Genomic DNA, 21,212 nt, shown 5'->3' with positions numbered 1-21,212 from the left:
CCCATGCGGGCGCCTGTCCCATGATTGGCTGGACAGGCAACTGATTGGCTGGACAGGCAACGACGTGAAGGAGGATCTCCCGTGTCATCGGTCGTGAAGATCAACGTACTGACGGTGCCCGCCGAGATGCGTGCCCAGTTGGAGGAGCGCTTCTCCAACCGGGCCGGGATGGTGGAGTCGGCCGACGGGTTCGAGTGGTTCGAGCTGCTGCGGCCGGTCGAGGGCACCGACCGCTATCTCGTCTACACCCGCTGGCGCAGCGAGGCGGACTTCCAGACCTGGCAGCAGGGCCAGGCGTTCCAGCGCGGGCACGCCCAGGCCGCCCAGGCCGCCCAGGCCGCCCAGGAGCAGGGTCAGGGTCAGGGGCACGGCCATGGGCAGGGCCCGGCGGCGTCCGGCTCGGAGGTGTGGTCGTTCGAGGTGGTGCAGAGCGCGGCGCCGAAGCCGGCCTAGCCGTCCAGCGCCGGCCGAAGCCGGCCCAGACGTCCAGCGCCAGCCGAAACCGGCCCGGTCGGCCGGCGCTAGCCGTCCAGCGGGTTGTTCGCCATGCGCTCGGCGATCCCGCCGCGGACGAACCCGCCGGCCAGGCTCGACGGCTTGCGCGTGCCCTGGTCGGTGACGCAGGCGGCGAACTCCTTGACCAGGTCGAGACGCGGGTGGCGGCGCAGGACCTCCTCGCGCAGCCCGGCCGGGATGTCCTCGGTGCGCCGCCCCGAGATGTCCATGCCGGTCGACAGCTCCAGCAGGTGCCCCTCGGGGTCCTCCTCCACGGGCACCACGTCCCACATGTGGCGGATGATCACCTCGGCGGCGCGCACCCGGCGCTCGACCGGCCAGCCCGCGCCCGCGGCGAACGCCCAGGCGACGTGCCCGCCCGCCTCTTCGAAGGGCACCGTGTGGCTGTCGAACTCCGCGGTCAGCCCGATGTCGTGCAGCATGGCCGACACGTACAACAGCTCCGCGTCGAACCCGATGCCACGCTCCTGGGCGTAGGCCGCGGCCCAGATGTAGGCCCGGATGGAGTGGTTGAGCAGCGACGCGGAGTGATACTGGGCGGCCACTTCGCGGGCCGTCCCGCAGACCGGCGTGTCAGGGAAGATGACGTCGTCGTATCTCATGCAGGACAGCATCGCCGACCCGGCCGACCTGGGCGAGGCTGGGGGGCGTAACGATCCGGTGCCCGACTTGACCTTGATATAGGGATTCGGCCAGCATGTGCCAATTCCCCACCTTTTCGGCCCGGAAGGAAGTCGGCGTGCGCCGCCTCGCGATCCCCCTTGCCCTGACGCTCCTCCTCAGCGGGACGGCGAACCTCGCTCAGGCCGAGGGCAGTGCGTCCGCGCCGGTCAAGCGCACCGCGCAGTGCCAGGGCGACTGGCTGCCCGGCACCCCCACCGCCGACGACGTGATGCGCGGCGAGATCTCTCTGGTGGGCCTGCCCGCGTACAAGCTCGGCAAGAAGATCAACTGGGCCGCGAGCCCGCACCGCAACCGCTCCTGGGAGTACGTCTTCCAGTCGCTGCGCTGGATGGGCACACTCGTCGTCGCCTACGAGAACACCGGTGAGCGGCGCTATCTGGATCGAGCCGGGGAGATCACCAAGGACTGGGTGACGCACAACAAGCGGGGCGCGCGCGGCACCAAGGCCTACGTCTGGAACGACCACCCGGTCTCGCTGCGGAGCCAGGCGCTGGTCTGCCTGAGCATGCACCTCCAGGACGACTGGCTCAAGCGGAGCCTCGCCGACCACGCCAAGCTCCTGTCCGACCCCCGGCTCTACAAGAAGGGCCACAACCACGGCATCGACCAGGACATCGCGCTGATGGCCATCGGCTGCCGCTACGGCCGTAAGGACTGGTCGGGGCTGGCCTCCAAGCGGCTGACCGGCACGGTCAAGCTGGACGTCGACTCCCAGGGCGCGCTCATGGAGCAGGCGCCGCGCTACGCGGTCTACGTCTACGGCCGGCTCCAGGTCGCCATGGCCAACATGCGCTCCTGCGGCCGCAAGGTGCCGGGCGAGATCAGCAGGCGCGCCGACGCGCTCAAGGACTTCATCGCCCACTCCACCCAGCCCAACGGCTACATGGTGCCCATCGGCGACGGCAGCGCCGAGACCGAGCCCAAGATGACGACCGGCACGCCGAAGCAGCTCGTCAAGGCGTACAAGGCGGGTTACGTCTACGGCCGGACCGCCTGGGGCAAGCCGGACTCGGCCTACTACTCCATCCGCTTCGGCCCCGGCATGAAGTACCACGGGCACGAGGACCACCTGGGCGTCACCTACTACGCGCACGGCCGGGACATCCTGGTCGACGCCGGGTTCCACTCCTACGAGAAGAACGCCTACCGCTACTGGACGCTCTCCCCCGAGGCGCACAACGTGCCCGTCGTCGTGGGTCAGCGGTTCAGGCCGCGCACGTCGAGCAAGCTCGTCAAGACGAAGTACGGCTCCGGCACCCAGGCGTTCCGGCTGACCGACAAGGCCTATGGCGTCACCCGGACCAGGTCCGTGCTGGTGAACCACGACGAGGACGTGATGGCGGTGCTCGACACCGCCGCGGGCGGCAAGAAGATCAAGAATCTGTGGCGGTTCGACGACTCGCTCAAGCTGGTGTCCAACCGGGGCGGCCGGGTCGTGCTCCGCGACGGTAAGTTCGACGTCACGATGGTGCAGCTCGCCTCCTGCAAGCCGGTGGGCGGGCAGAAGGTGCAGCGCGGCGGCAAGCGGGGCTGGATGTCACCGACCTACCTGTCCAAGCAGCCCACCAACGTGGTGGTCTCCCCCGCCGCGAAGTCGTTGCTGACGATCATCGTGCCGGGCACCGACGCGCCCAAGGTGTCGTGCTCCGGCGGAAAGGTCACCGTCAACGGCGTGAGCTTCCCGGCCGGCATTCTCTGAAATTTACCGGCTGGTATTTTCATCGGTAAAGTCGCACGTCAGAATCGCTGTCGGCGATATTGACCGCGGCCCCGATTGACGGTGACCGAAACGGTCCGCACGCTTGGCCTCGTCTTGATCCCCCCCGGAATAAGGTGAGGCCTCATGCGCCATTTTGACCGGATCGGGCAGCCGATGCTCGCGCTGTTCCGCGTGGTGACCGGATTCCTTTTCACGCTGCACGGCGTGGCGTCCCTGTTCGGCGTGCTGGGCGGCAATCGCGGCACCGGGCAGGCCGTCGCGTTCGCCGCCTGGCCCGGCTGGTGGGCCGCGCTTATCCAGCTCATGTGCGGCCTGCTCGTGCTGAGCGGCCTGTTCACCCGAGCCGCGGCCACGCTGGCCTCCGGCACGATGGCGTACGCCTACTTCGTCGTCCACCAGCCGCTCCACCTGCTCCCGCTGCGCAACGGCGGCGAGCTGGCGGCGATGTACTGCTGGGCCTTCCTGCTGATCGCGGTCCTGGGACCCGGCGCGTGGGCGGTCGACGGCCTGCTCGGCCGCCGCCGCGCCCAGCTCGCGCCGGATCCCGTCAGCTCGTAGCCGCTAGGCGGACTCGTAGCCGCTAGGCGGGCTCGTGGCCCGCCCGGAGCAGGCCGTACGTGACGGCCTGCTCCAGCGCCTGCCAGGAGGCGTCGATGATGTTCTCGGCGACGCCGACCGTGGCCCAGTCGGACTCGTCGTCGCTGGAGGTGATGAGCACCCTGGTGATGGCGCCGGTGCCGTGGGTGCCCTCCAGGATGCGGACCTTGTAGTCGACGAGCTCCACCCTGGCCAGCTCCGGGTAGAGCCGTTCCAGCGCCAGCCGCACCGCCTTGTCCAGGGCGTTGACCGGGCCGTTGCCCTCGCCGGTGGCGACGATCCGCTCACCCTTGGTGTGCAGCTTGACCGTGGCCTCGCTGACGAGCTCGCCGCCCTTGGTGTGCTCGACGATCACCCGCCACGACTCGACCTCGAAGTGGCGCCTGCGCTCGCCGTGGACGGTGTCACGCAGCAGCAGCTCGAAGGAGGCGTCCGCGGCCTCGAACGTGAACCCCTTGGACTCCAGGTCCTTGACCCGCTCGACCAGCGTCTTGGTGTGGGCGGCGTCGAGCTCGTAGCCCAGCTCGCGGCCCTTGAGCTCGACCGACGCCCGGCCGGCCATGTCGGAGACCAGCATGCGCATGTCGTTGCCGACCGCGGCCGGGTCGATGTGCTGGTAGAGGTTGGGGTCCACCTTGATGGCGCTGGCGTGCAGACCCGCCTTGTGCGCGAACGCCGAGGTGCCCACATAGGGCGCGTGCGAGTTGGGGGTGACGTTGGTGACCTCGGTGATCGCGTGCGCGATGCGGGTCATGTCGGCGAGCGCCTGGCTCGGCACCAGGTCGAACCCGCGCTTGAGCTGCAGGTTAGCGACCACGGTGAACAGGTTGGCGTTGCCGGAGCGCTCGCCGTAGCCGTTGGCGCAGCCCTGGACGTGCGTCGCGCCCGCCCGGACCGCGGCCAGCGTGTTGGCGACCGCGCAGCCGGTGTCGTCGTGGCAGTGGATGCCGACCCGGACGCTGGTCTCGACGGCCTGGGCCACGATCTCGGCCAGCTCCTCGGGCAGCATGCCGCCGTTGGTGTCGCACAGCGCGATGACGTCGGCGCCCGCCTCGGCAGCGGTGCGGATGACTTCCAGCGCGTAGGCTGGATTGGACCGATAACCGTCGAAGAAGTGCTCGGCGTCGAGGAAGACTCGCTGTCCCTCCGCACGAAGGTGAGAGACCGTGTCGCGGATCATCGCGAGGTTCTCCTGGAGAGTCGTGCGGAGGGCCAGCTCCACGTGCCGGTCGTGACTCTTGGCGACAAGGGTCACGACCGGCGCGCCGGATTCGCGCAACGCGGCCACCAACGGGTCGTCGGCTGCCTTCACCCCTGCTCGGCGGGTCGCACCGAACGCGGCGAGTTGCGCGTGCTTCAGGTCGAGCTCTGTTTGAGCGCGCCTGAAGAACTCTGTGTCCTTGGGGTTGGCGCCGGGCCAGCCCCCCTCAATGAAACCGACGCCCAGCCCGTCCAAGTGGCGCGCGACGGTGAGCTTGTCAGCGACGGTGAGGTTGAGCCCCTCCTGCTGTGCTCCGTCACGCAGCGTCGTGTCATAGACGTGGAAGCGGTCGTCGGCCATGGTTCTTCTCTCTTGTTCGTCTCTTCGGGAAAACAAAAAGACCCCTCACGGACGTGAGAGGTCTGCGCGCTGGCGGTGTCCCTGCGTTAGCCAGCGCGCCTGCCGATAATGAGCAGACCGTAGAACATGGTGCTTGCGAGTCTGCCACAGTCACTGACCGTCTGGCACATCGATCTCACCCTCTGGACGGTCTCTTGGTCATACCGTGACTCCGCCGCCACCCGTGATGGCCTGCTCCAGCGCGGCCGGGTCGAACGCCTCCCCGCCCAGCATCCGGCCCTCGAGCACCAGCGTGGGCGTGCCCTCGATCCGGATCTTCGCGTTCTCCGCCAGGTGCGTCCCGGCGTAGGACTGCGCGGTCACGCACTGCTCGGCCGCCGGCGCCCCGGCCTTCTTGGCCGCCGCGGCCAGCTCCCCTACGGTGAAGCCGGAGGCCACGCCGTGCGGCGCCGGCTGGAGGGCGTACAGCTCGTTCCTGAAGGCCAGCCAGTTGGCCTCGGGCATGCAGCGGGCCGCCGCGGCGGCGCGGATGGAGTTGGACCGCATCGGCTCGTCCCGGAAGATCGTCACCGCGTGGAAGACCACCTTGACCTTCCCCTCCCTGGCCAGCCGCGCGATCGTCGGGTCCACCCGGGCGTGCATGTCCTTACAGACGGGACAGTCGAAGTCCTCGTACAGATCGAGCACGGGCGCCTGGCTGCCCCGGTCGGCCAGCACCATGGACCCATCGGGCTGGCGCGTCAGCCGGACCTCCCCCGGCGCGGACCGGCCGGGCCCGGAGAACGTCACCACAGCGAGCACGACCAGCGCCGCGCAGGCGACCACGATGGCCGCCATCCTCTTCATCATCCCGCCCCGCCCGTTGCCCGATCATCGCCGTGACCTTACCGGACCATGACAACAAGGCGTTCCACCGGCTACGCGGGAAGCCGCCGGCCCCTCCCGCAGGCCGAGCCGGATCGTCGACTGACTCACAATGGCCTCATGAAAGCGTACGTTCTGACTCAGTCCGTGGCTCGCTACATCCTCGATCACTCCACCCGGCCCGATCCGCTGCTGGCGGAGCTCGCGGCCGAGACGGCCGCGGCGACCGGCGAGAGCGCCGAGATGCAGATCTCGGCCGACCAGGGGACCTTCCTCACGATGGTCACCCAGCTGGTCGCGCCGCGGGTGGCGGTGGAGGTGGGCACGTTCACCGGCTACTCGTCGGTGTGCATCGCGCGGGGCCTGTCGGGCGGCACGCTGCACTGCTTCGACGTGAGCGAGGAGTGGACGTCCATCGCGCGGCGCTACTGGCACAAGGCCGGGCTGGCCGACCGCGTCACGCTCACGCTGGGGCCCGCCCAGGACACGCTCAGCGCCTTCGACCAGCCCATCGACCTGGCGTTCCTGGACGCCGACAAGCCCGGCTACCCGGCCTACTACGAGCTGCTGGTCGGCAAGCTGCGGCCCGGTGGGCTGCTCATGGTGGACAACACGCTGTGGACGGGCCACGTGGCCGACCCGGACCGCCACGACGCCTCGACGGTGCGGATGCGGGAGTTCAACGATCTGGTGGCGGAGGATCCCCGGGTCACCGTGGTCATCCTGCCGCTCGCGGACGGACTCACCATGATCAGGAAAAATCCGGATCTGTCGTAGGGAGAGCTAGACGCACAGCAGTCCGCCGGTGTCCAGCGGGTGGTCCCACGGGGCGGGCAGGGTCAGCGGGGCGCCCACCGGCTCGACCGTCTCCCTGGTGTATCCGTCCCGGCCGGGCTCGCTGTACAGCTTGACGAGCCGCTGGAACGGGTCGATCACCAGGTAGAGCGGGACGCCCGCGGGCGCGTAGCCCAGCGGCTTGACCACGTGGTCGTCGTAGGCGCCGCCGGCGGCCACCACGTCCACGAGCAGCAGGGTGCTGTCACCGCGCACCGCCTCGTCCGACTCCATCACCGGCCGCTGCGGCACCACCGTCAGATCGGGCACGTAGCGGTCGGCCTCGGCGCCGAGGAAGATCGTGATGTTCGGCCAGATCTCCCACCCGCGCTCGGCGACCACGGGCATGAGCTGGAAGAGCACCTGCGCCAGGATCGTGTTGTGCTGCCAGGTGCCGGTGTCGTTCACCACGATGCGGCCGTTGAACACCTCGGTCCGAAGCTCAGGAAACAGCTCACGGACCGTACGGTAACGCTCCTCCACAGGCCTGATCACACCATCGTCCTCACCGTGCGCGAGCGATCTCCGACTGATCGTAATCATCGGCCCGCGAGGACGGCAACCTCCGGAGGGCCGGAAGTAGCGGGTGGGTGGCGCCGGGTGGCTTGTGTCGGCCGCCCGGCGCCTCGGTCCGTTAGACGATCTTGTGGATCCAGTTGTGGGTGTCCGGGCGGGCGCCGTACTGGATGCCGACCAGCTCCTCGCGCACGCGCATGGTCACCGGGCCCGGGGTGCCGTCGCCGACGGTCCAGGCGCGGTCGGCGCCCTTGACCGAGCCGACCGGGGTGACGACCGCCGCCGTGCCGCAGGCGAACACCTCGGTGAGCTCGCCCGACTCGCAGCCGGCCTGCCACTCGTCGGTGCTGATGAGGCGCTCCTCCGTCTCCAGGCCCAGGTCGGCGGCCAGGGCGAGGATGGAGTCGCGGGTGATGCCGGGCAGCAGGGTCCCGGTCAGCGCCGGGGTGACGAGCTTGTCGCCGAAGACGAAGAACAGGTTCATCCCGCCCATCTCCTCGACGTAGCGGTGCTCGTGCGCGTCCAGCCAGACCACCTGGTCGCAGCCCTGCTCGACGGCCTCGCGCTGGGCGACGAAGGCCGCGGCGTAGTTGCCGCCGCACTTGGCCGCGCCGGTGCCGCCGGGGGCCGCGCGGGTGTACTCGGTGGACAGCCAGACGGAGACGGGCTTGACGCCGCCGGCGAAGTAGGAGGCCGCCGGCGAGGCGATGACCAGGTAGGTGTAGGTCCGCGACGGGTAGTTGACGCCGAGCCCGATCTGGGTGGCGATGATGAAGGGGCGCAGGTAGAGGCTGTGGCCTTCGGTGGTGGGCACCCAGTCCTGCTCGGTGCGGACGAGGAGGTCGAGCGACTCGACGAAGGTCTCCTCGGGCAGCTCGGGCATGGCCATCCGGACGGCCGAGCGGTTGAAGCGGGCGGCGTTGGCGTAGGGGCGGAAGGCGACGATGGAGCCGTTGCCCTGGCGGTAGGCCTTGAGGCCCTCGAAGAGCTCCTGGCCGTAGTGGAAGACCGAAGTGGCGGGGTCGAGCGAGAGCGGGCCGTAGGGGCGCAGGCGCGCGTCGTGCCAGCCCTCGCCGTCGGTGTAGTCGATGGTGATCATGTGGTCGGTGAAGACCTGGCCGAACCCCGGGTTCGCCATTACCTGCTCCCGCTCGGCCGCGGTGCGAGCGTGGTCGGATAGCTGCACGTCGAAGCTGAGCTTCTGAGCGATGGTCATGACGACGGTCCTTCTCTCTGCGGTTCCGGCCGGTACTGCCGTAAGGGCAGCCCGTACTTCCTATTGTCTCGTCATTTGGGATAGCAAGGGTGTTTTGACCTTTTAGACGTGAAAAAGCGCCTGGCGGGTCCGCTCGCGGACCGCCAGGCGCTTGCTGAGCTCGGGGCGGCCCTAGCTCGATACTCGCGCGGCGATGTCGTCGCCGATCTCGTGGGTGGTGCGACCGGCCCTGCCCGCCGACCGCTCGACGATGTCGTCGGCGACGGCCTGCTCGACCTTGGCGGCCTCGGCGGCCAGGCCCAGGTGGTCGAGCAGCATGGCGACCGACAGGACGGTGGCGGTCGGGTCGGCCTTGCTCTGCCCGGCGATGTCCGGCGCGCTGCCGTGCACCGGCTCGAACATGCTGGGCGAGGTGCCCTCGGGGTTGATGTTGCCGCTGGCGGCCAGGCCGATGCCGCCGGCGATGGCGGCGCCCAGGTCGGTGATGATGTCGCCGAACAGGTTGTCGGTGACGACGACGTCGAACCGCTCGGGCTGGCTCACGAAGAACATCGAGGCGGCGTCGATGTGGCTGTAGTCGGTGGTGACCTCGGGGAACTCCTCGGCCACCCGGTTGACGGTGCGCTGCCAGAGGTCGCCCGCGTAGGTCAGCACATTGGTCTTGTGGACCAGGGTCAGCTTCTTGCGGGGGCGCGACATCGCCTTGTCGAAGGCGTAGCGCACCACGCGCTCGACGCCGTGCGCGGTGTTGAGCGACTCCTGGGTGGCGATCTCGTAGGGGGTGCCGCGCCGCATGACGCCACCGGTGCCGGCGTAGAGGCCCTCGGTGCCCTCGCGGACGACGATCATGTCGATGTCCTCCGCCGGGGTGTCGGCGAGGGGCGTCCGCACGCCGGGGAAGAGCTTGACCGGGCGCAGGTTGACGTAGTGGTCGAACGCGAAGCGGATGCGCAGCAGCAGGTCACGCTCCAGGATGCCCGGCGGGACGCTGGGGTCGCCAACGGCGCCGAGCAGGATCGCGTCATAACCGCGCAGTTCCTGGAGAACGGCGTCGGGCAGCGTCTCGCCGGTGCGGTGATAGCGGGCGGCTCCCAGGTCGTAGTGGGTGGCTTCGATCTTGGTCCCGACAGCTTCGAGGACCTTGAGACCTTCGGCCACGACCTCGGTGCCGATGCCATCACCGGGGATGACGGCCAGACGAATGTTGCGCGACTCCATGGGTGCAACCCTACCTGCTCGTCTCGGCTGACGAACACTCGATCTCACAATTCGGACGTGTCGTTCCTGCTGCGACAAGCGTAGCGTGGCGCGCATGGCAGCCGAGAAAGTCCATCTCACCGAGGAGAAGGCCACCCTTCTCGCCACCCTGTACGGCAGAGCCCTGGACGCCCGCTCACCCCATCCGATCCTGGGCGACACGCTGGCCGCCCAGGTGGTCGAGCGGATCGACCACGACTTCGCCAGAACCGGCATCAACCGGCGCAGCGCCGCCTCGGTCGCGTTCCGGGCCCGCCTGATCGACGGGTGGGCCACCGAGTTCCTGACCGCGCACCCCGACGCCGTCGTGCTGCATCTGGGCTGCGGGCTGGACACCCGCGCGCACCGGCTGGACCGGCCACCCGGCACCGAGTGGTACGACGTCGACTACCCGGAGGTCGTCGACCTGCGCCGGCGCCTGCTCCCCGAGTTCCCCGGCCACACGACGATCGGCTCGTCGGTCACCGACCTGGCCTGGCTGGACCAGGTGCCGGGCGACGGCCGGCAGGTGCTCGTGGTCGCCGAGGGCCTGTTCTACTACCTCGACGCGGCCCGCGGCCGCGAGCTCGTCCGGCGGATCGTGGACCGGTTCGCCGGCGGGGAGTTCGTCTTCGACGCCATGAGCGGGCTCGGCCTGCGGCTGCAGGTGCTCAACAAGCCGGTACGCGAGGCGCACGCGAAGATGCACTGGGCCATCGACGGACCGCAGGACCTGCTGTCCATCCACCCGAAGCTCCGGTGCACGACCATGCTGAGCGCGCTCGATCTCACGGGCCCCGGCCTGCCGACGGGCTATCGGGTGGCGGCCCGGCTGATGAGGGCGGTGCCCGGGATGGCGAAGGCGGCGGCGTTCTACCGGCTGGGGTTCTGAGGAGCGCCGCCGTTGTCGCGGCGGTCCAGCGCCTCCTGCAGCGCCTGGGCCGCCTCGTCCTCGTGCTCGTCGGCGCGGTTCCAGGGATACATCTCGTACATGTGCTCAGCTCATTTCGCGAGGCGTCGGAACGTGAAGTCGGATCCCGGTCGCGAATCCGACCAGGCCTGCTCTCGGGGTCCGGATCACGGACCACTCGAAGGGGACTTACCGGCCGACGGAACGCCGCTCACCGCGGCGGGTCGCCGACCTGCCCTAACAGGCCCCGCCGCGGCAGGTAATGAGTACGAGAACCTGGCGCATCGTTCGTCAGATTACCTGGCGGCAACCGGACTGTCTCGTTGGATGTCCGAGCATCTCGCATCCTGAGACAAACCGGCTGCCGCGGAATCAGTCCTCCAGGTCCACCGAACGGCCGGACTCGGCACCGATCTCGGCGCCGATCTGCTCCAGCACGTCGGCCGGGATCGCCGAGTCGACGGTCAGCGCCATCAGCGCCTTGCCGCCCTTGACGTCGCGGGACACCTGCATGGAGGCGATGTTGATGCTCCGCTCGCCGAGGATCCTGCCCACGATGCCGACGACGCCGGGGCGGTCGGTGTAGGTGAGGAACGACAGGTGGGCGGTCGGCTCGATCTCCATCTCGTAGCCGTTCACCTCGACGATCTTGGTGATCTGGCGAGGGCCGGAGAGCGTGCCGGACACCGAGACGTGCCGGCCGTCGGCCAGGACGCCGCGCACGGTGATGACGTTGCGCCAGTCGGGGCTGTCGGCGCTGGTCACCAGGTCGACGGTGACGCCCCGGTCCTTGGCCAGCAGCGGCGCGTTGACGTAGGTGACGGAGTCCTCCACCACGTCGGCGAAGACGCCCTTGAGCGCGGCCAGCTCCAGCACCCGCACGTCGTGGGCGGCGATCTCGCCGCGCACCTCGATGTCGAGCTTGGTGGCCACCTCGCCGGCCAGCGCGGTGAAGACCCGCCCCAGCTTCTCGGCCAGCGGCAGGCCCGGCTTGACGTCCTCGGCCACGGCGCCGCCCTGGACGTTGACGGCGTCGGGCACGAACTCGCCCGCCAGCGCCAGCTTCACGCTCCTGGCGACCTGGGTGCCGGCCTTCTCCTGGGCCTCGTGCGTCGAAGCGCCCAGGTGCGGGGTGGCGACGACCTGGTCCAGCTCGAACAGCGGGCTGTCGGTGCAGGGCTCCTTGGCGAACACGTCCAGGCCGGCGCCGGCGACACGGCCTTCCTTGATCGCGGAGTAGAGGGCGCCCTCGTCCACGATGCCGCCGCGGGCCACGTTGATGATCCGCACCGAGGGCTTGACCTCGTGCAGCTCCTTGTCACCGATGAGCCCGAGGGTCTCCTTGGACTTGGGCAGGTGCACGGTGATGAAGTCGGCCTGCTTGAGCACCTCTTCGAGGCTGAGCAGCTTGACCCCCATCTGCGCGGCGCGGGCCGGCGGCAGGTAGGGGTCGTAGGCGATCAGCTCGACGCCGAACGGCTGCAGCCGCTGGGCCACGAGCTGGCCGATCTTGCCAAGGCCGAGGATGGCGACGACCTTCTCGTCGAGCTCGACCCCGGTGTACTTGGACCGCTTCCACTCGCCGTTCTTCAGGGCGGCGTGGGCCTGCGCGGTGTTGCGGGCGCTGGCCAGGATGAGCGCGATGGTCTGCTCGGCGGCGCTGGTGATGTTGGACGTCGGGGCGTTGACCACCATGACGCCTGCCTTGGTGGCCGCTTCGACGTCGACGTTGTCGAGGCCGACACCGGCGCGGGCGACGACCCGCAGCTTGGGCGCGGCGGCCAGCGCCTCGGCGTCCACCTGGGTGGCGGAGCGGACGATCAGCGCGTCCACGCCGGCGAGCGCGGGCAGCAGTTGGGAACGGTCGGCGCCGTCGGTGTGGCGGACTTCGAAATCGGCGCCGAGCACGGCGAGGCCTGCTTCGGACAGCTCCTCTGCGACCAGAACGACGGGCTTGTTCACGAGTGTGAATCCTTCGAGCGTGCGACGAGTGTGAGGGGCGCGGCGACGGGCCCCTCCGGTCCCACAGAGTCTATCCAGGCTTGTGAACGCATTCACGAAGGACCCAGCATCTGAGACGCCCCGGCGCCGCGTCGTACCCCCTTCTGCGGAAAATCATCCACACTGCTCCCGTCTTTGTCTTGATCGGGAGATTTATTCACCATTAACCTGCTAAGCCGTGGCCAACTACCTATGGTTCGTCATATGAGCATCGGGAATCCTGCGCTTGCCGACGTGCTCGCCCAGCACGGCGGTCCGCACCGTCTGCTGGCGGCTCTCGCTGACGGTGGAGTCCTGGTGGCCGTGCGACCAGACCGATCAGTCGTCCTGGGGACGACACAGGCCGGTGACCGAGTGCTTCTCGGGTACACCAGCACGGTGACGTATGCCCGTCACCGTGGCAGCCATTCCCTGTCTGCGTGCGACCCGGACACCGTCCTGGACATCCAGCGCGTCACTGGCGTGCGAGAGATCGTGATCGACGCCGCCGGCCCCGCCGCGGCCGCCGTCCCCATCGAGGACCTCCAGCGGTTCCTCACCTCCACCCGTTCGGGACCGACTCCGGTCATGTCCGGGGCCGTCCCCGCCGCCTACGCGACGGGGGCGATGGCGACGATCTCGCGGGGCGGCCCGCTCGCCCAGGTGGCGCCGCCGTCCCCCGAGGCGCCGGCGATGCCCTGGATCCCGGCACCGCGCCCGCACCTGTCGGGTCCTATGCAGCAGGTGGACCCCGGCTACCGGCGGTGCACGCATCCGATCCTGCCCGCCCTGCGGCAGGCGATCGCGCAGTTGCTCATGGACTACCCGCTGGTGCACCACGTGTGGATCTCCGAGGCCCGCACGGCGTCGGGCGCGACCGGGATCATGCTGCACGTGAAGGTGCACATGTCGGCGGCCGAGGACGTGGTGCGCGACCTGCATCGCGGGGCCCGGGCCAGGTTGCCGCAGTTCGCGGCGAGCGGGGCGCCGATCCTCATGGCCAGGGTCGCGGACTCGCGCAGTGAGCGCCGGATGATCGAGATCGGCGCGCACGTCGTCTGCGCGAACGTGAGCGACTGACGTCGCCTGCGCGAACGTGAGCGACTGACCGAACCGGGTTTTTTGGGGCTTACCGAACAAGCCCTTGGTCGGCTTGAATGAGCCAATGACCGCACCGGCCGCGACCTTGCCCACCGTTTCCCGGGGCGTGCGCCTCGGTTACGGCCTTGGCTCCTTCTGCACCGCCACCTTCGGGGCCGTCCCCGGCCTGCTGCTGCTCTACTACATGACCAACTTTCTGGCCGTGCCCGCGTGGCTGGCCGGGGTGGTCGTGACGGCGCCCAAGGTCTGGGACCTGGTGATCAACCCGCTGGTCGGCCGCTGGTCGGACCGGACGGTGTCGCGGATGGGCCCCAGACGCCCGTGGATGCTGGCCGGCGCGGCCACCCTGCCGATCACGTTCTTCCTGGTGTTCGCCGGCCCGCCGCTGACCGGCACCCCGGCCGCCCTGTACGTGGGCGCCTGCTTCCTGGCCGCGGCCACGGCCTACGCCCTGTTCGAGGTGCCGTACAAGACGATGCCGGCCGAGATGACCGGCGACTACCACGAGCGGACCTCGCTGCTGCAGTGGCGCATGATCTTCATCGGCGCGGCCACGGCGATCAGCGGCATCGCGGCCCCGGCGCTGGTCAACAGCGACGGCCCCAACGGCACGCTGGACAGCTACCGCCTGATGGCGGTGGTGATCGCCGTCGTCCTGGCGGCCTCCATGTTCGGCTCCTTCTTCGGTACGGCCCGAGCCCCGATGACCGGCGCGCCCCAGCCCGACAACGGCGGTCTGCGTGCCCAGTTCGCCGCCGCCAGGAGCAACCCGGCGTTCGTCTGGCTGCTGGTGCTCAGCTGCACCCAGCAACTGGCGGTCGCCATGATGCTGGCCGCCGCGCCGTACTTCGCCGCCTACACCATCGGTGACCCCAGGGCCACCACGACGCTCTTCGCCGCGCTGGTCGGGCCCATGCTGCTGACGATGCCGCTGTGGGTGCGGCTGTCCAAGCGGTTCGACAAGCGCGGCGCGATGATCCTGGCCGCGCTGATGTTCAGCGGCGGCACGGCGGCGGCCCTGGCCACGCCGATCTTCGGCGGCTGGTACGCCCACGTGGCGATCCTGCTGGTCGGGACCGGGATCGCCGGGGTGCAGCTGCTGCAGTTCTCGATGCTGGCGGACGTGATCGCGGTGGACGCGGCGACGACCGGCAAGCGGCGGGCCGGGGTGTTCACCGGGTTGTGGACGGCGATCGAGAGCGGGGTCAGCGCCTTCGGCGCGCTGGTCTTCGGGACCATCCTGACGATCGGCGGCTTCATCTCCTCCGAGCCGGACACGCCGGTCGCGCAGCCGGACAGCGCGGTGACCGCGGTCCTCATCGGACAGACCGCGGTCCCCGCGCTGATCATCCTGCTGTCGGTGCTGATGACGCTGAAGTACCGGCTGACGGTCCCTACGCCAGTCGCCGGGTCAGCGTCGGACGCGCCCGCGTGACCAGCCCGGCCACCAGCGCCGCCAGCAGCGGCAGGCCCACCACGATCGCGGCGGTGAACGACCAGGGAACGGCGACGAAGAGGGCGTCGTAGTCCAGGGGGCCGCCCGACGTGCGGGCGTGCCGGGACATCGGCCAGCTGGCCGCGATCCCCATGACACCACCCGCGACGGCGCCGACCAGGGTGCCGAGCCCGGCGACGAAGCCCGCCTGCGCCGCCACGATGAGCCGGCGCACCCGTGGCGGCGCGCCGACCGCCGACACGGTGTCGAGATCGCGCCGCATGTCGGCGGTCGCCAGCCCGGTGGCGGCGAAGGTGCCGCCGAGCCCCAGGACCAGCGCGACGCCGAGCAGGGTCGGGAAGAGCGGGGTGGACGGGTCGCCGGGGCCGCTTTCCAGGTGGACGTCCGCCTTGCCGGTGGCCAGGCTGAGCCGCCGCTCCAGCAGTGGCAGGTCGGCGGGCCGGTGCGCCGCGTACAGGCGGCGCTCCGCCAGCTTGAGGCCCGCCTCGGTGAGGGCTTGCGGTGGGAGCACTGCGCCGATCTGCCGTGGGTCGGCCGCCGTGACCGTCACCGCCGGGATCTGGAGCGACGTGCGCTCCGGCGCCTCCGACGACAGATCGACGGTCAGCGTGCCGTCCTTGACCATCCTGTCGTCGAACACGACCGCCCTGCCCTCCGCCAGCGCCGCCGCGGCGCGGGGGTCGGCCCGGCCCTGAACGAGGGCGAGCAGTCCGGCGTCCCCGATGGGCGAGTCGAGGGCGACGCCGCACTGGCCATGGCAGCCCTGCGGCACCAGCACGGTCGTGACGGGCCGGCCGTCGCGGCCGAGTGCCAGCTGCCCGGGAATCAGGGAGACGCCGGGCAGCGCCTTCGTGGCCGCGGCGCGCAGGTCGGCCCAGCCACGATCGCCGACGCCGTGGGCGGTGATGGTGAGGGTGCCGGTCGGCACCTCCGGCCGGTAGCTCGCCTTGAACGCGGCTTCCTGGCTCTCGGCGCCGATGCCCAGCGAGATCGCCCCCATGGTGGCGGCCATGACCGCTGCCGCGGCGCAGGCCGTACGGACCCGGTGGCGGGCGGCGTCGCGTACGGAGAGCCGGAGCGGGAGCGGGAGCCGGGCGGCGAGCCGTCCGGCGGCCTGGACCAGCCAGGGCATGACGGCGACCAGCCCGAACACGACGAGCACGCCGCCCACCAGGATCGTCGGACCGCTGTCGTCCAGGCTGAGCGCCGTCACGCAGAGCCCTGCCGTGATCAGCAGGAGGCCGAGGATCGGGCGGCCCGCGCGGCGTCGTCCCTGCTCGCTCTCGCGTCCCGCCAGCACCTGGGCGGGGTGCTGCCGGGCGGCCTGGACGGCGGGGACCAGGGCGGCGATCACCGCGCTGAGCAGGCCCAGGGCGGCGGCGCCGAGCACCGGGAGCCAGGGCACCTCGGGCGGGCCGTACCCTCCGGTCCAGCGAGCCAGGATCGGCACGGCCACGAGCGCGCCGCCGGTGCCGAGCGCGGCGCCGAGCAGCGTCGCCACGCCGCCGAGCACCAGCCCGTCGGCCAGCACGATCGCTCGCAGGTGTGCGCCGGAGCCGCCCTGTGCCGCGATCAGCGCCAGCTCCCGGCGTCTGCGCCGGAGCCCCACGGCGAAGGCGGGACCGGCCAGCAGGACCGTCTCCAGGACGGCGAGCACGACGCCCGCCGCGATGGTGGTGAGTATCCGGGGGTCGGTGGCCGCGTCGTATCCCGGGAATTCAGTGGCCGGCGGAGGGCCGGCCAGCACCGCGCGGGAGGTGGCCGTGAGCCCCACGCCGTTCAGCCGCAGCACATCCTGCCACAGGACCGGCGCGGGGGTGTCGGCGAGCCAGCCGGTGCCGTGCCCGTCCCGTTTGTCCAGCAGCAGCACGTTCTGGAAGCCCACCACCTCCTTTCGCCTGAGGTTGTTCGGGTGCTCGACCACGCCCACGACCCGGACCTGCCGCTCCTGCGGCGTCACGCTGATCGTCCCGCCGAGCCGTACACCCCGCTCGATCATCTCCGGCGTCACCGCGACCTCGCCGGGCGAGGCGGGGAAGCGGCCGCTGACCAGGGGGCGGATGCCGCGTGTCATGGGGTCGCGCAGGTCCAGCTCTATCGCGCTCACCACGTCGTGGCCGTCCGGGCGGCGGACCTCCACGCTGCCCACGTCATAGGGGATGAGCCGCCCGTCGAGCACCGCGGTCACCTCGGCCACCGTCCTCGACCTGTCCGAACGGGCGGTCCGGGTGTGCCTGAAGCCATCTCCCCCGGGCGTCTGGACGATCGGCACGCGGAATTCGCTAGTGGCGATCCTGGCATCGGCGGCTCCGAGCCTGGCGGTCACCTGCTCGGCCGGGCTCACCCCGGCCGTGGCGAAGCCGGTGAACAGGCCCGTGATGACCAGCACCGGCAGGCCGATCATGGCCATGATGAGGGCGCTGCGCCCCTTGGCGCGCAGCGCGTCCCTGCGCGCGATCCGCAGGGCGGCGACCAGGGCGCTCATCGGGCGCTCTCCAGCCGTACGGCGGTCGAGTCGGCGATCTCGCCGTCGCGCAGGTAGACCACGCGGTCGGCCCAGGCGGCGTAGCGGGGCTCGTGGGTGACCAGCAGCACGGCCACGCCCGCGTCGCAGCGCTCGCGCAGCAGCCGCAGGATCTCGTCCCCCGTCGCCGTGTCCAGCGCGCCGGTCGGCTCGTCGGCCAGCAGCAGGCGCCGCTCGCCGACCAGCGCCCTGGCGATCGCCACCCGCTGGCGCTGCCCTCCGGACAGGTCCCCGGGGAAACGGCCGGCGACGTCATCGGCGCCCACCTCGCGCAGGACGGATTCGGCCTCCTCGCGAGCCTGCCTGGCGCGCACGCCGTCGAGCTCCCTGGGCAGCATGACGTTCTCGGCGGCCGTCAGCGACGGGATCAGGTTGAGGTCCTGGAAGACGTAGCCGACGCCGCCGCGCCTGAGCGCGGCGAGGTCCTTGACGGTGGCGAGGTCCCGGCCCTCGATCGTCACGCTGCCCGAGGTGGGCCGGTCCAGCCCGCCCGCCAGGTTGAGCAGGGTGGACTTGCCCGAGCCCGAAGGGCCCATCACCGCCACCAGTTCGCCCCGGGACACCTCCAGGCTCACTCCGTTGAGCGCCCGCACCTCGCCGTGCTCCCGGGTCACGTCCCGTAGTTCCACCACAGTCATGCGCTCTTCTCCTTGACGACGGCCTCGCAGTGGTCCAGCCAGCGCTGTTCCGCCTCGGCCTTGAAAATCATCGAATCGAGGACCAGTCGCCGGCCGGCGTCCTCGGTGCTGCTCCGCTTGGCCCTGGTCAGCTCCTGAAGGGTGCGCATGATGGCCATCCGCTGGGCCAGGATCACCGCCGCGACGTCCACGTCATCCGCCGCCACGGCCATGGCGACCTTGATGACCAGCTCGTCACGGGGGCGGGCCGTTTGGTCCACCGGTGTGGCGAACCATCGCGCCAGCTCCCGCCGCCCCTCCTCGGTGATCGCGTAGACGGCGCGGCCCTGCTCGTCGGCGCCCCCCGGGGCCACCAGGCCGTCCCGCTCCATCCGCGCGAGCGTCGTGTAGACCTGGCCGATGTTCAGCGGCCAGGTCGCCCCTGTGGACGCCTCGAACTCCACCCGTAGTTGGTAGCCGTAGCGCGGTCCTCTGCTCAGCAACGCGAGCAGTCCGTGTCTGATCGACATGGATACTGAGTATGCATACTCAGTATGCTCTTGGCAACAGATCCGCGTATTCTGGACAGGGAACGCTCTTCAGGCCGATACTCGTGAGATGAGCTCGACGCAGCCGCCGTTCCGCGCCTCCGACGGTGAGCGTGACCGTGCGATCGACGAGCTCCGTGACCGCGCGGTCGAGGGCCGGCTCTCCCACGACACCTTCGTCGGCCGCGTGGACCAGGCTCTGCGCGCCCGCAACCAGTACGAGCTCGACGCGCTCGTGGCCGACCTGCCGCGCCGCCCGACGTTCCGCCGGCGGCTGACCGGCATGCTGACCGGCGTGGTCTCCGCCGCCGCCGACGTCACCTCCAACCTCCAGGCCGCCTGGCGCAAGCCCCGGCTGCCCCGGCTGGCCCTGCCCAACGACGATCGCAGCCGTTACGTGGTCGGTCGCGGGTCCGCCTGTGATCTCGTACTCGCGGATCTGACGGTCTCCCGGGTGCACGCCGAGCTGCGGCGCGACACTGACGGCAGCGGGTGGACACTGGTCGATCTGGGCTCGCTCAACGGCACCCGGCTGAACGGCTGGCGGCTGGTCGGGCCCGCCAAGGTCAGGTCGGGCGACGAGATCTCCTTCGGTGACTGCGGTTTCCTGATCGGCTCGGACCTGCCGTCAACCTGAAAGATACGGATATTTGCGGATTACAGGGCGTCTGCGCTGGCCGATGATCCAGGCGACCCCAGTCGCATCCCCCTTTGGAGATCCCTTGCGGCGCACCTCAGCATCCCTCGTCGCGGGCGCGCTCGTCGCGGCCCTCGCGTGGTCGTCCGGCCCGTCCTCCCCCGCCATCGCGCTCGACCCCTCGCCGGGCGTCGCCGACCTGACCCAGGACCTCAACCAGATCCTCGCCGACTCCCGGCTGACCATCGGCCGGGCGGGCGTGGTCGTCAGGAGCGCGGAGTCCGGCGAGGAGCTGTACGCGACCGACGCCGGCAAGCTCATGATCCCCGCCTCCAACACCAAGCTGTTCACCTCCGCGGCGGCCGTCGAGACGCTCGGCCTCGACTACCGCTTCGCCACCACCGTGCTGCACAGCGGGCGCAAGCTCGGCTCCGTGGTCAACGGCGACCTGGTGCTGCGCGGCACCGGCGACCCCACGATGCTGGCCGAGGACTACGACGCGCTGGCCGCCCAGGTGGCCAAGGCGGGCGTCAAGGTGGTGACCGGCAAGCTGGTCGCCGACGACACCTGGTTCGACTCGGTACGCCTCGGCCAGGACTGGGCGTGGGACGACGAGACGGCCTACTACGCGGCCCCGATCTCCGCCCTGACCGCCTCGCCCGACCGCGACTACGACGCCGGCTCGGTGATCGTGTCGGTCGCGGCCGACGGCGGCAAGCTCAAGGTGTCGACCACACCGGAGAGCGACTACCTCAAGATCGTCAACAGGGCGACGGTCGGCACCTCGAACAACGTCCTCATCGAGCGGCAGCACGGCACCGCGACGGTGGTCATCAGCGGCACGGTGGCCTCCTCGTACTCCGAGTGGGTGGCCGTGGACGACCCGACGGCGTACGCCTCCTCGCTGTTCCGCAAGGCGCTGGCCGGGCATGGCGTGAAGGTGCTCGGCAAGACGGTGACCGGCGCGGCGCCGAAGGACGCCAAGGAGCTGGCGGCGCGCGAGTCGATGCCGCTGAGCGAGCTGCTGGTGCCGTTCATGAAACTGAGCAACAACATCCACGCCGAGATCCTCACCAAGGCCATGGGCCGCAAGGTCGCCGGCCAGGGCACCTGGGCCGCCGGCCTCAAGGTGAGCACCGACTTCGCCAAGGCCAACGGCGTCGAGGTGCTGAACATACGGGACGGCTCGGGACTGTCCCGCCGCGACGGCTTCACGCCCGCCTCGATCGCGCGGCTGCTGACCGCGGTGCGCGCCAAGCCGTGGTTCCAGACCTGGTACGACGCGCTGCCGATCGCGGGCAACCAGGACCGGTTCGTGGGCGGCACCCTGCGCAGCCGGATGCGGGACACGGCCGCGGCGAACAACGTGCGCGCCAAGACGGGCTCGCTGACCGGCGTCACAGCGCTGTCGGGGTACGTCACCAGCGCCGACGGGGAGCCGCTGGTCTTCTCCATCATGCTGAATCAGTATCTGTCGGGCTCGCCCAAGGACATCGAGGACAAGATCGCGATCCGCCTGGCGCAGTTCACCAGGGCCGCCGCGGTGAACGACGCCGCCGACCGGCGGCGCGCCGCCATCGCCGAGCAGCCGGGCGATCTGGAGTGCTCCTGGCTCAAGCCGGTGCAGTGTTAGAAGGCCGCTGATGCGTTGTTAGAACGCCGCTGACGGGGGCGCGCCGCGTGGTTCTCCACGCG

General features: G+C 70.4%; 19 protein-coding genes. 9 read left to right on the top strand and 10 right to left on the bottom strand.

Annotation, left to right across the window (positions count from 1 at the left end):
• The first annotated feature begins 81 nt into the window (after positions 1–81).
• Complete coding sequence (locus tag IEY87_RS01130; RefSeq protein ID WP_189136562.1) at positions 82–453, top strand: antibiotic biosynthesis monooxygenase family protein; 372 nt, start codon at positions 82–84, stop codon at positions 451–453.
• A 68-nt stretch (positions 454–521) separates the two neighbouring features.
• On the opposite strand, the gene IEY87_RS01125 is transcribed toward IEY87_RS01130, so the two are convergent.
• Positions 522–1,118, bottom strand: a complete 597-nt coding sequence (locus IEY87_RS01125; protein WP_189136561.1) for an HD domain-containing protein — start codon at positions 1,116–1,118, stop codon at positions 522–524.
• Positions 1,119–1,255: 137 nt separating this feature from the next.
• Here IEY87_RS01125 and IEY87_RS01120 point away from each other — a divergent pair, with 137 nt between their 5' ends.
• Positions 1,256–2,899 (top strand): heparinase II/III domain-containing protein, encoded by a 1,644-nt coding sequence (locus IEY87_RS01120; RefSeq protein ID WP_225276854.1) that lies wholly within the window; start codon positions 1,256–1,258, stop codon positions 2,897–2,899.
• Between the two features lie 144 nt (positions 2,900–3,043).
• Positions 3,044–3,478, top strand: coding sequence for a DoxX family protein (locus IEY87_RS01115; RefSeq protein ID WP_189136559.1), 435 nt, complete (start codon positions 3,044–3,046; stop codon positions 3,476–3,478).
• A 22-nt stretch (positions 3,479–3,500) separates the two neighbouring features.
• On the opposite strand, the gene cimA is transcribed toward IEY87_RS01115, so the two are convergent.
• Both cimA and IEY87_RS01105 read right to left on the bottom strand, forming a co-directional pair.
• Entirely contained in the window at positions 3,501–5,078 is a 1,578-nt protein-coding gene (cimA, locus tag IEY87_RS01110; RefSeq protein ID WP_189136558.1) for a citramalate synthase, read from the bottom strand.
• A 198-nt stretch (positions 5,079–5,276) separates the two neighbouring features.
• Positions 5,277–5,915: a DsbA family protein gene (locus tag IEY87_RS01105; RefSeq protein ID WP_189136557.1), complete on the bottom strand. Its 639-nt coding sequence runs from the start codon at positions 5,913–5,915 to the stop codon at positions 5,277–5,279.
• A 147-nt stretch (positions 5,916–6,062) separates the two neighbouring features.
• On the opposite strand from IEY87_RS01105, the gene IEY87_RS01100 reads away from it, so the two are divergent.
• A complete protein-coding gene (locus IEY87_RS01100; protein WP_189136556.1) occupies positions 6,063–6,719 on the top strand; it encodes an O-methyltransferase in 657 nt (218 codons plus the stop codon).
• 6 nt (positions 6,720–6,725) lie between these two features.
• On the opposite strand, the gene IEY87_RS01095 is transcribed toward IEY87_RS01100, so the two are convergent.
• From IEY87_RS01095 to IEY87_RS01085, 3 genes are all read right to left on the bottom strand, one after another.
• On the bottom strand, positions 6,726–7,271 hold the full coding sequence (locus tag IEY87_RS01095) for a Uma2 family endonuclease (protein ID WP_189136555.1): 546 nt from the start codon (positions 7,269–7,271) through the stop codon (positions 6,726–6,728).
• Positions 7,272–7,410: 139 nt separating this feature from the next.
• Positions 7,411–8,508, bottom strand: a complete 1,098-nt coding sequence (locus tag IEY87_RS01090) for a branched-chain amino acid aminotransferase (protein ID WP_189136554.1) — start codon at positions 8,506–8,508, stop codon at positions 7,411–7,413.
• Positions 8,509–8,679: 171 nt separating this feature from the next.
• Complete coding sequence (locus IEY87_RS01085; RefSeq protein WP_189136553.1) at positions 8,680–9,726, bottom strand: 3-isopropylmalate dehydrogenase; 1,047 nt, start codon at positions 9,724–9,726, stop codon at positions 8,680–8,682.
• A 94-nt stretch (positions 9,727–9,820) separates the two neighbouring features.
• Between IEY87_RS01085 and IEY87_RS01080 the strand changes: the two genes are divergently transcribed.
• Positions 9,821–10,636 (top strand): class I SAM-dependent methyltransferase, encoded by an 816-nt coding sequence (locus IEY87_RS01080; RefSeq protein WP_189136552.1) that lies wholly within the window; start codon positions 9,821–9,823, stop codon positions 10,634–10,636.
• A 390-nt stretch (positions 10,637–11,026) separates the two neighbouring features.
• Here the strand turns inward: IEY87_RS01080 and serA are convergent, their stop codons facing one another.
• Entirely contained in the window at positions 11,027–12,616 is a 1,590-nt protein-coding gene (gene serA / locus IEY87_RS01075; protein ID WP_189136551.1) for a phosphoglycerate dehydrogenase, read from the bottom strand.
• Between the two features lie 243 nt (positions 12,617–12,859).
• On the opposite strand from serA, the gene IEY87_RS01070 reads away from it, so the two are divergent.
• The gene (locus tag IEY87_RS01070; protein ID WP_189136550.1) at positions 12,860–13,714 is read left to right on the top strand and encodes a hypothetical protein; all 855 of its coding nucleotides are present in this window, start codon (positions 12,860–12,862) and stop codon (positions 13,712–13,714) included.
• An 85-nt stretch (positions 13,715–13,799) separates the two neighbouring features.
• Positions 13,800–15,170: an MFS transporter gene (locus IEY87_RS01065; protein ID WP_189136549.1), complete on the top strand. Its 1,371-nt coding sequence runs from the start codon at positions 13,800–13,802 to the stop codon at positions 15,168–15,170.
• On the opposite strand, the gene IEY87_RS01060 is transcribed toward IEY87_RS01065, so the two are convergent.
• Genes IEY87_RS01060 through IEY87_RS01050 form a run of 3 tightly spaced genes read right to left on the bottom strand, consistent with a single transcriptional unit; the run spans position 15,130 to position 18,862 of the window.
• Entirely contained in the window at positions 15,130–17,676 is a 2,547-nt protein-coding gene (locus IEY87_RS01060; RefSeq protein WP_189136548.1) for an FtsX-like permease family protein, read from the bottom strand. The two genes, IEY87_RS01065 and IEY87_RS01060, sit on opposite strands and share 41 nt — an antisense overlap.
• A complete protein-coding gene (locus IEY87_RS01055; protein WP_189136547.1) occupies positions 17,673–18,353 on the bottom strand; it encodes an ABC transporter ATP-binding protein in 681 nt (226 codons plus the stop codon). Before IEY87_RS01055 ends, IEY87_RS01060 begins: the two co-directional genes overlap by 4 nt.
• Positions 18,350–18,862, bottom strand: coding sequence for a PadR family transcriptional regulator (locus IEY87_RS01050; protein WP_189136546.1), 513 nt, complete (start codon positions 18,860–18,862; stop codon positions 18,350–18,352). The genes IEY87_RS01055 and IEY87_RS01050 overlap by 4 nt, the downstream gene beginning before the upstream one ends.
• Before the next feature lie 88 nt (positions 18,863–18,950).
• On the opposite strand from IEY87_RS01050, the gene IEY87_RS01045 reads away from it, so the two are divergent.
• Together IEY87_RS01045 and dacB are read left to right on the top strand one after the other, a co-directional pair.
• Positions 18,951–19,517 carry an FHA domain-containing protein gene (locus tag IEY87_RS01045; protein WP_189136545.1) on the top strand — a complete coding sequence of 189 codons (567 nt, stop codon included), beginning with the start codon at positions 18,951–18,953 and terminating at the stop codon, positions 19,515–19,517.
• 85 nt (positions 19,518–19,602) lie between these two features.
• Positions 19,603–21,150 (top strand): D-alanyl-D-alanine carboxypeptidase/D-alanyl-D-alanine endopeptidase, encoded by a 1,548-nt coding sequence (gene dacB / locus IEY87_RS01040; protein ID WP_189136544.1) that lies wholly within the window; start codon positions 19,603–19,605, stop codon positions 21,148–21,150.
• Positions 21,151–21,212: the final 62 nt, after the last annotated feature.

Origin of the sequence: Nonomuraea glycinis, from assembly GCF_014646515.1 — a bacterium.
Classification (GTDB): domain Bacteria; phylum Actinomycetota; class Actinomycetes; order Streptosporangiales; family Streptosporangiaceae; genus Nonomuraea; species Nonomuraea glycinis.
This window is presented reverse-complemented; position numbering and strand designations above follow the sequence as displayed.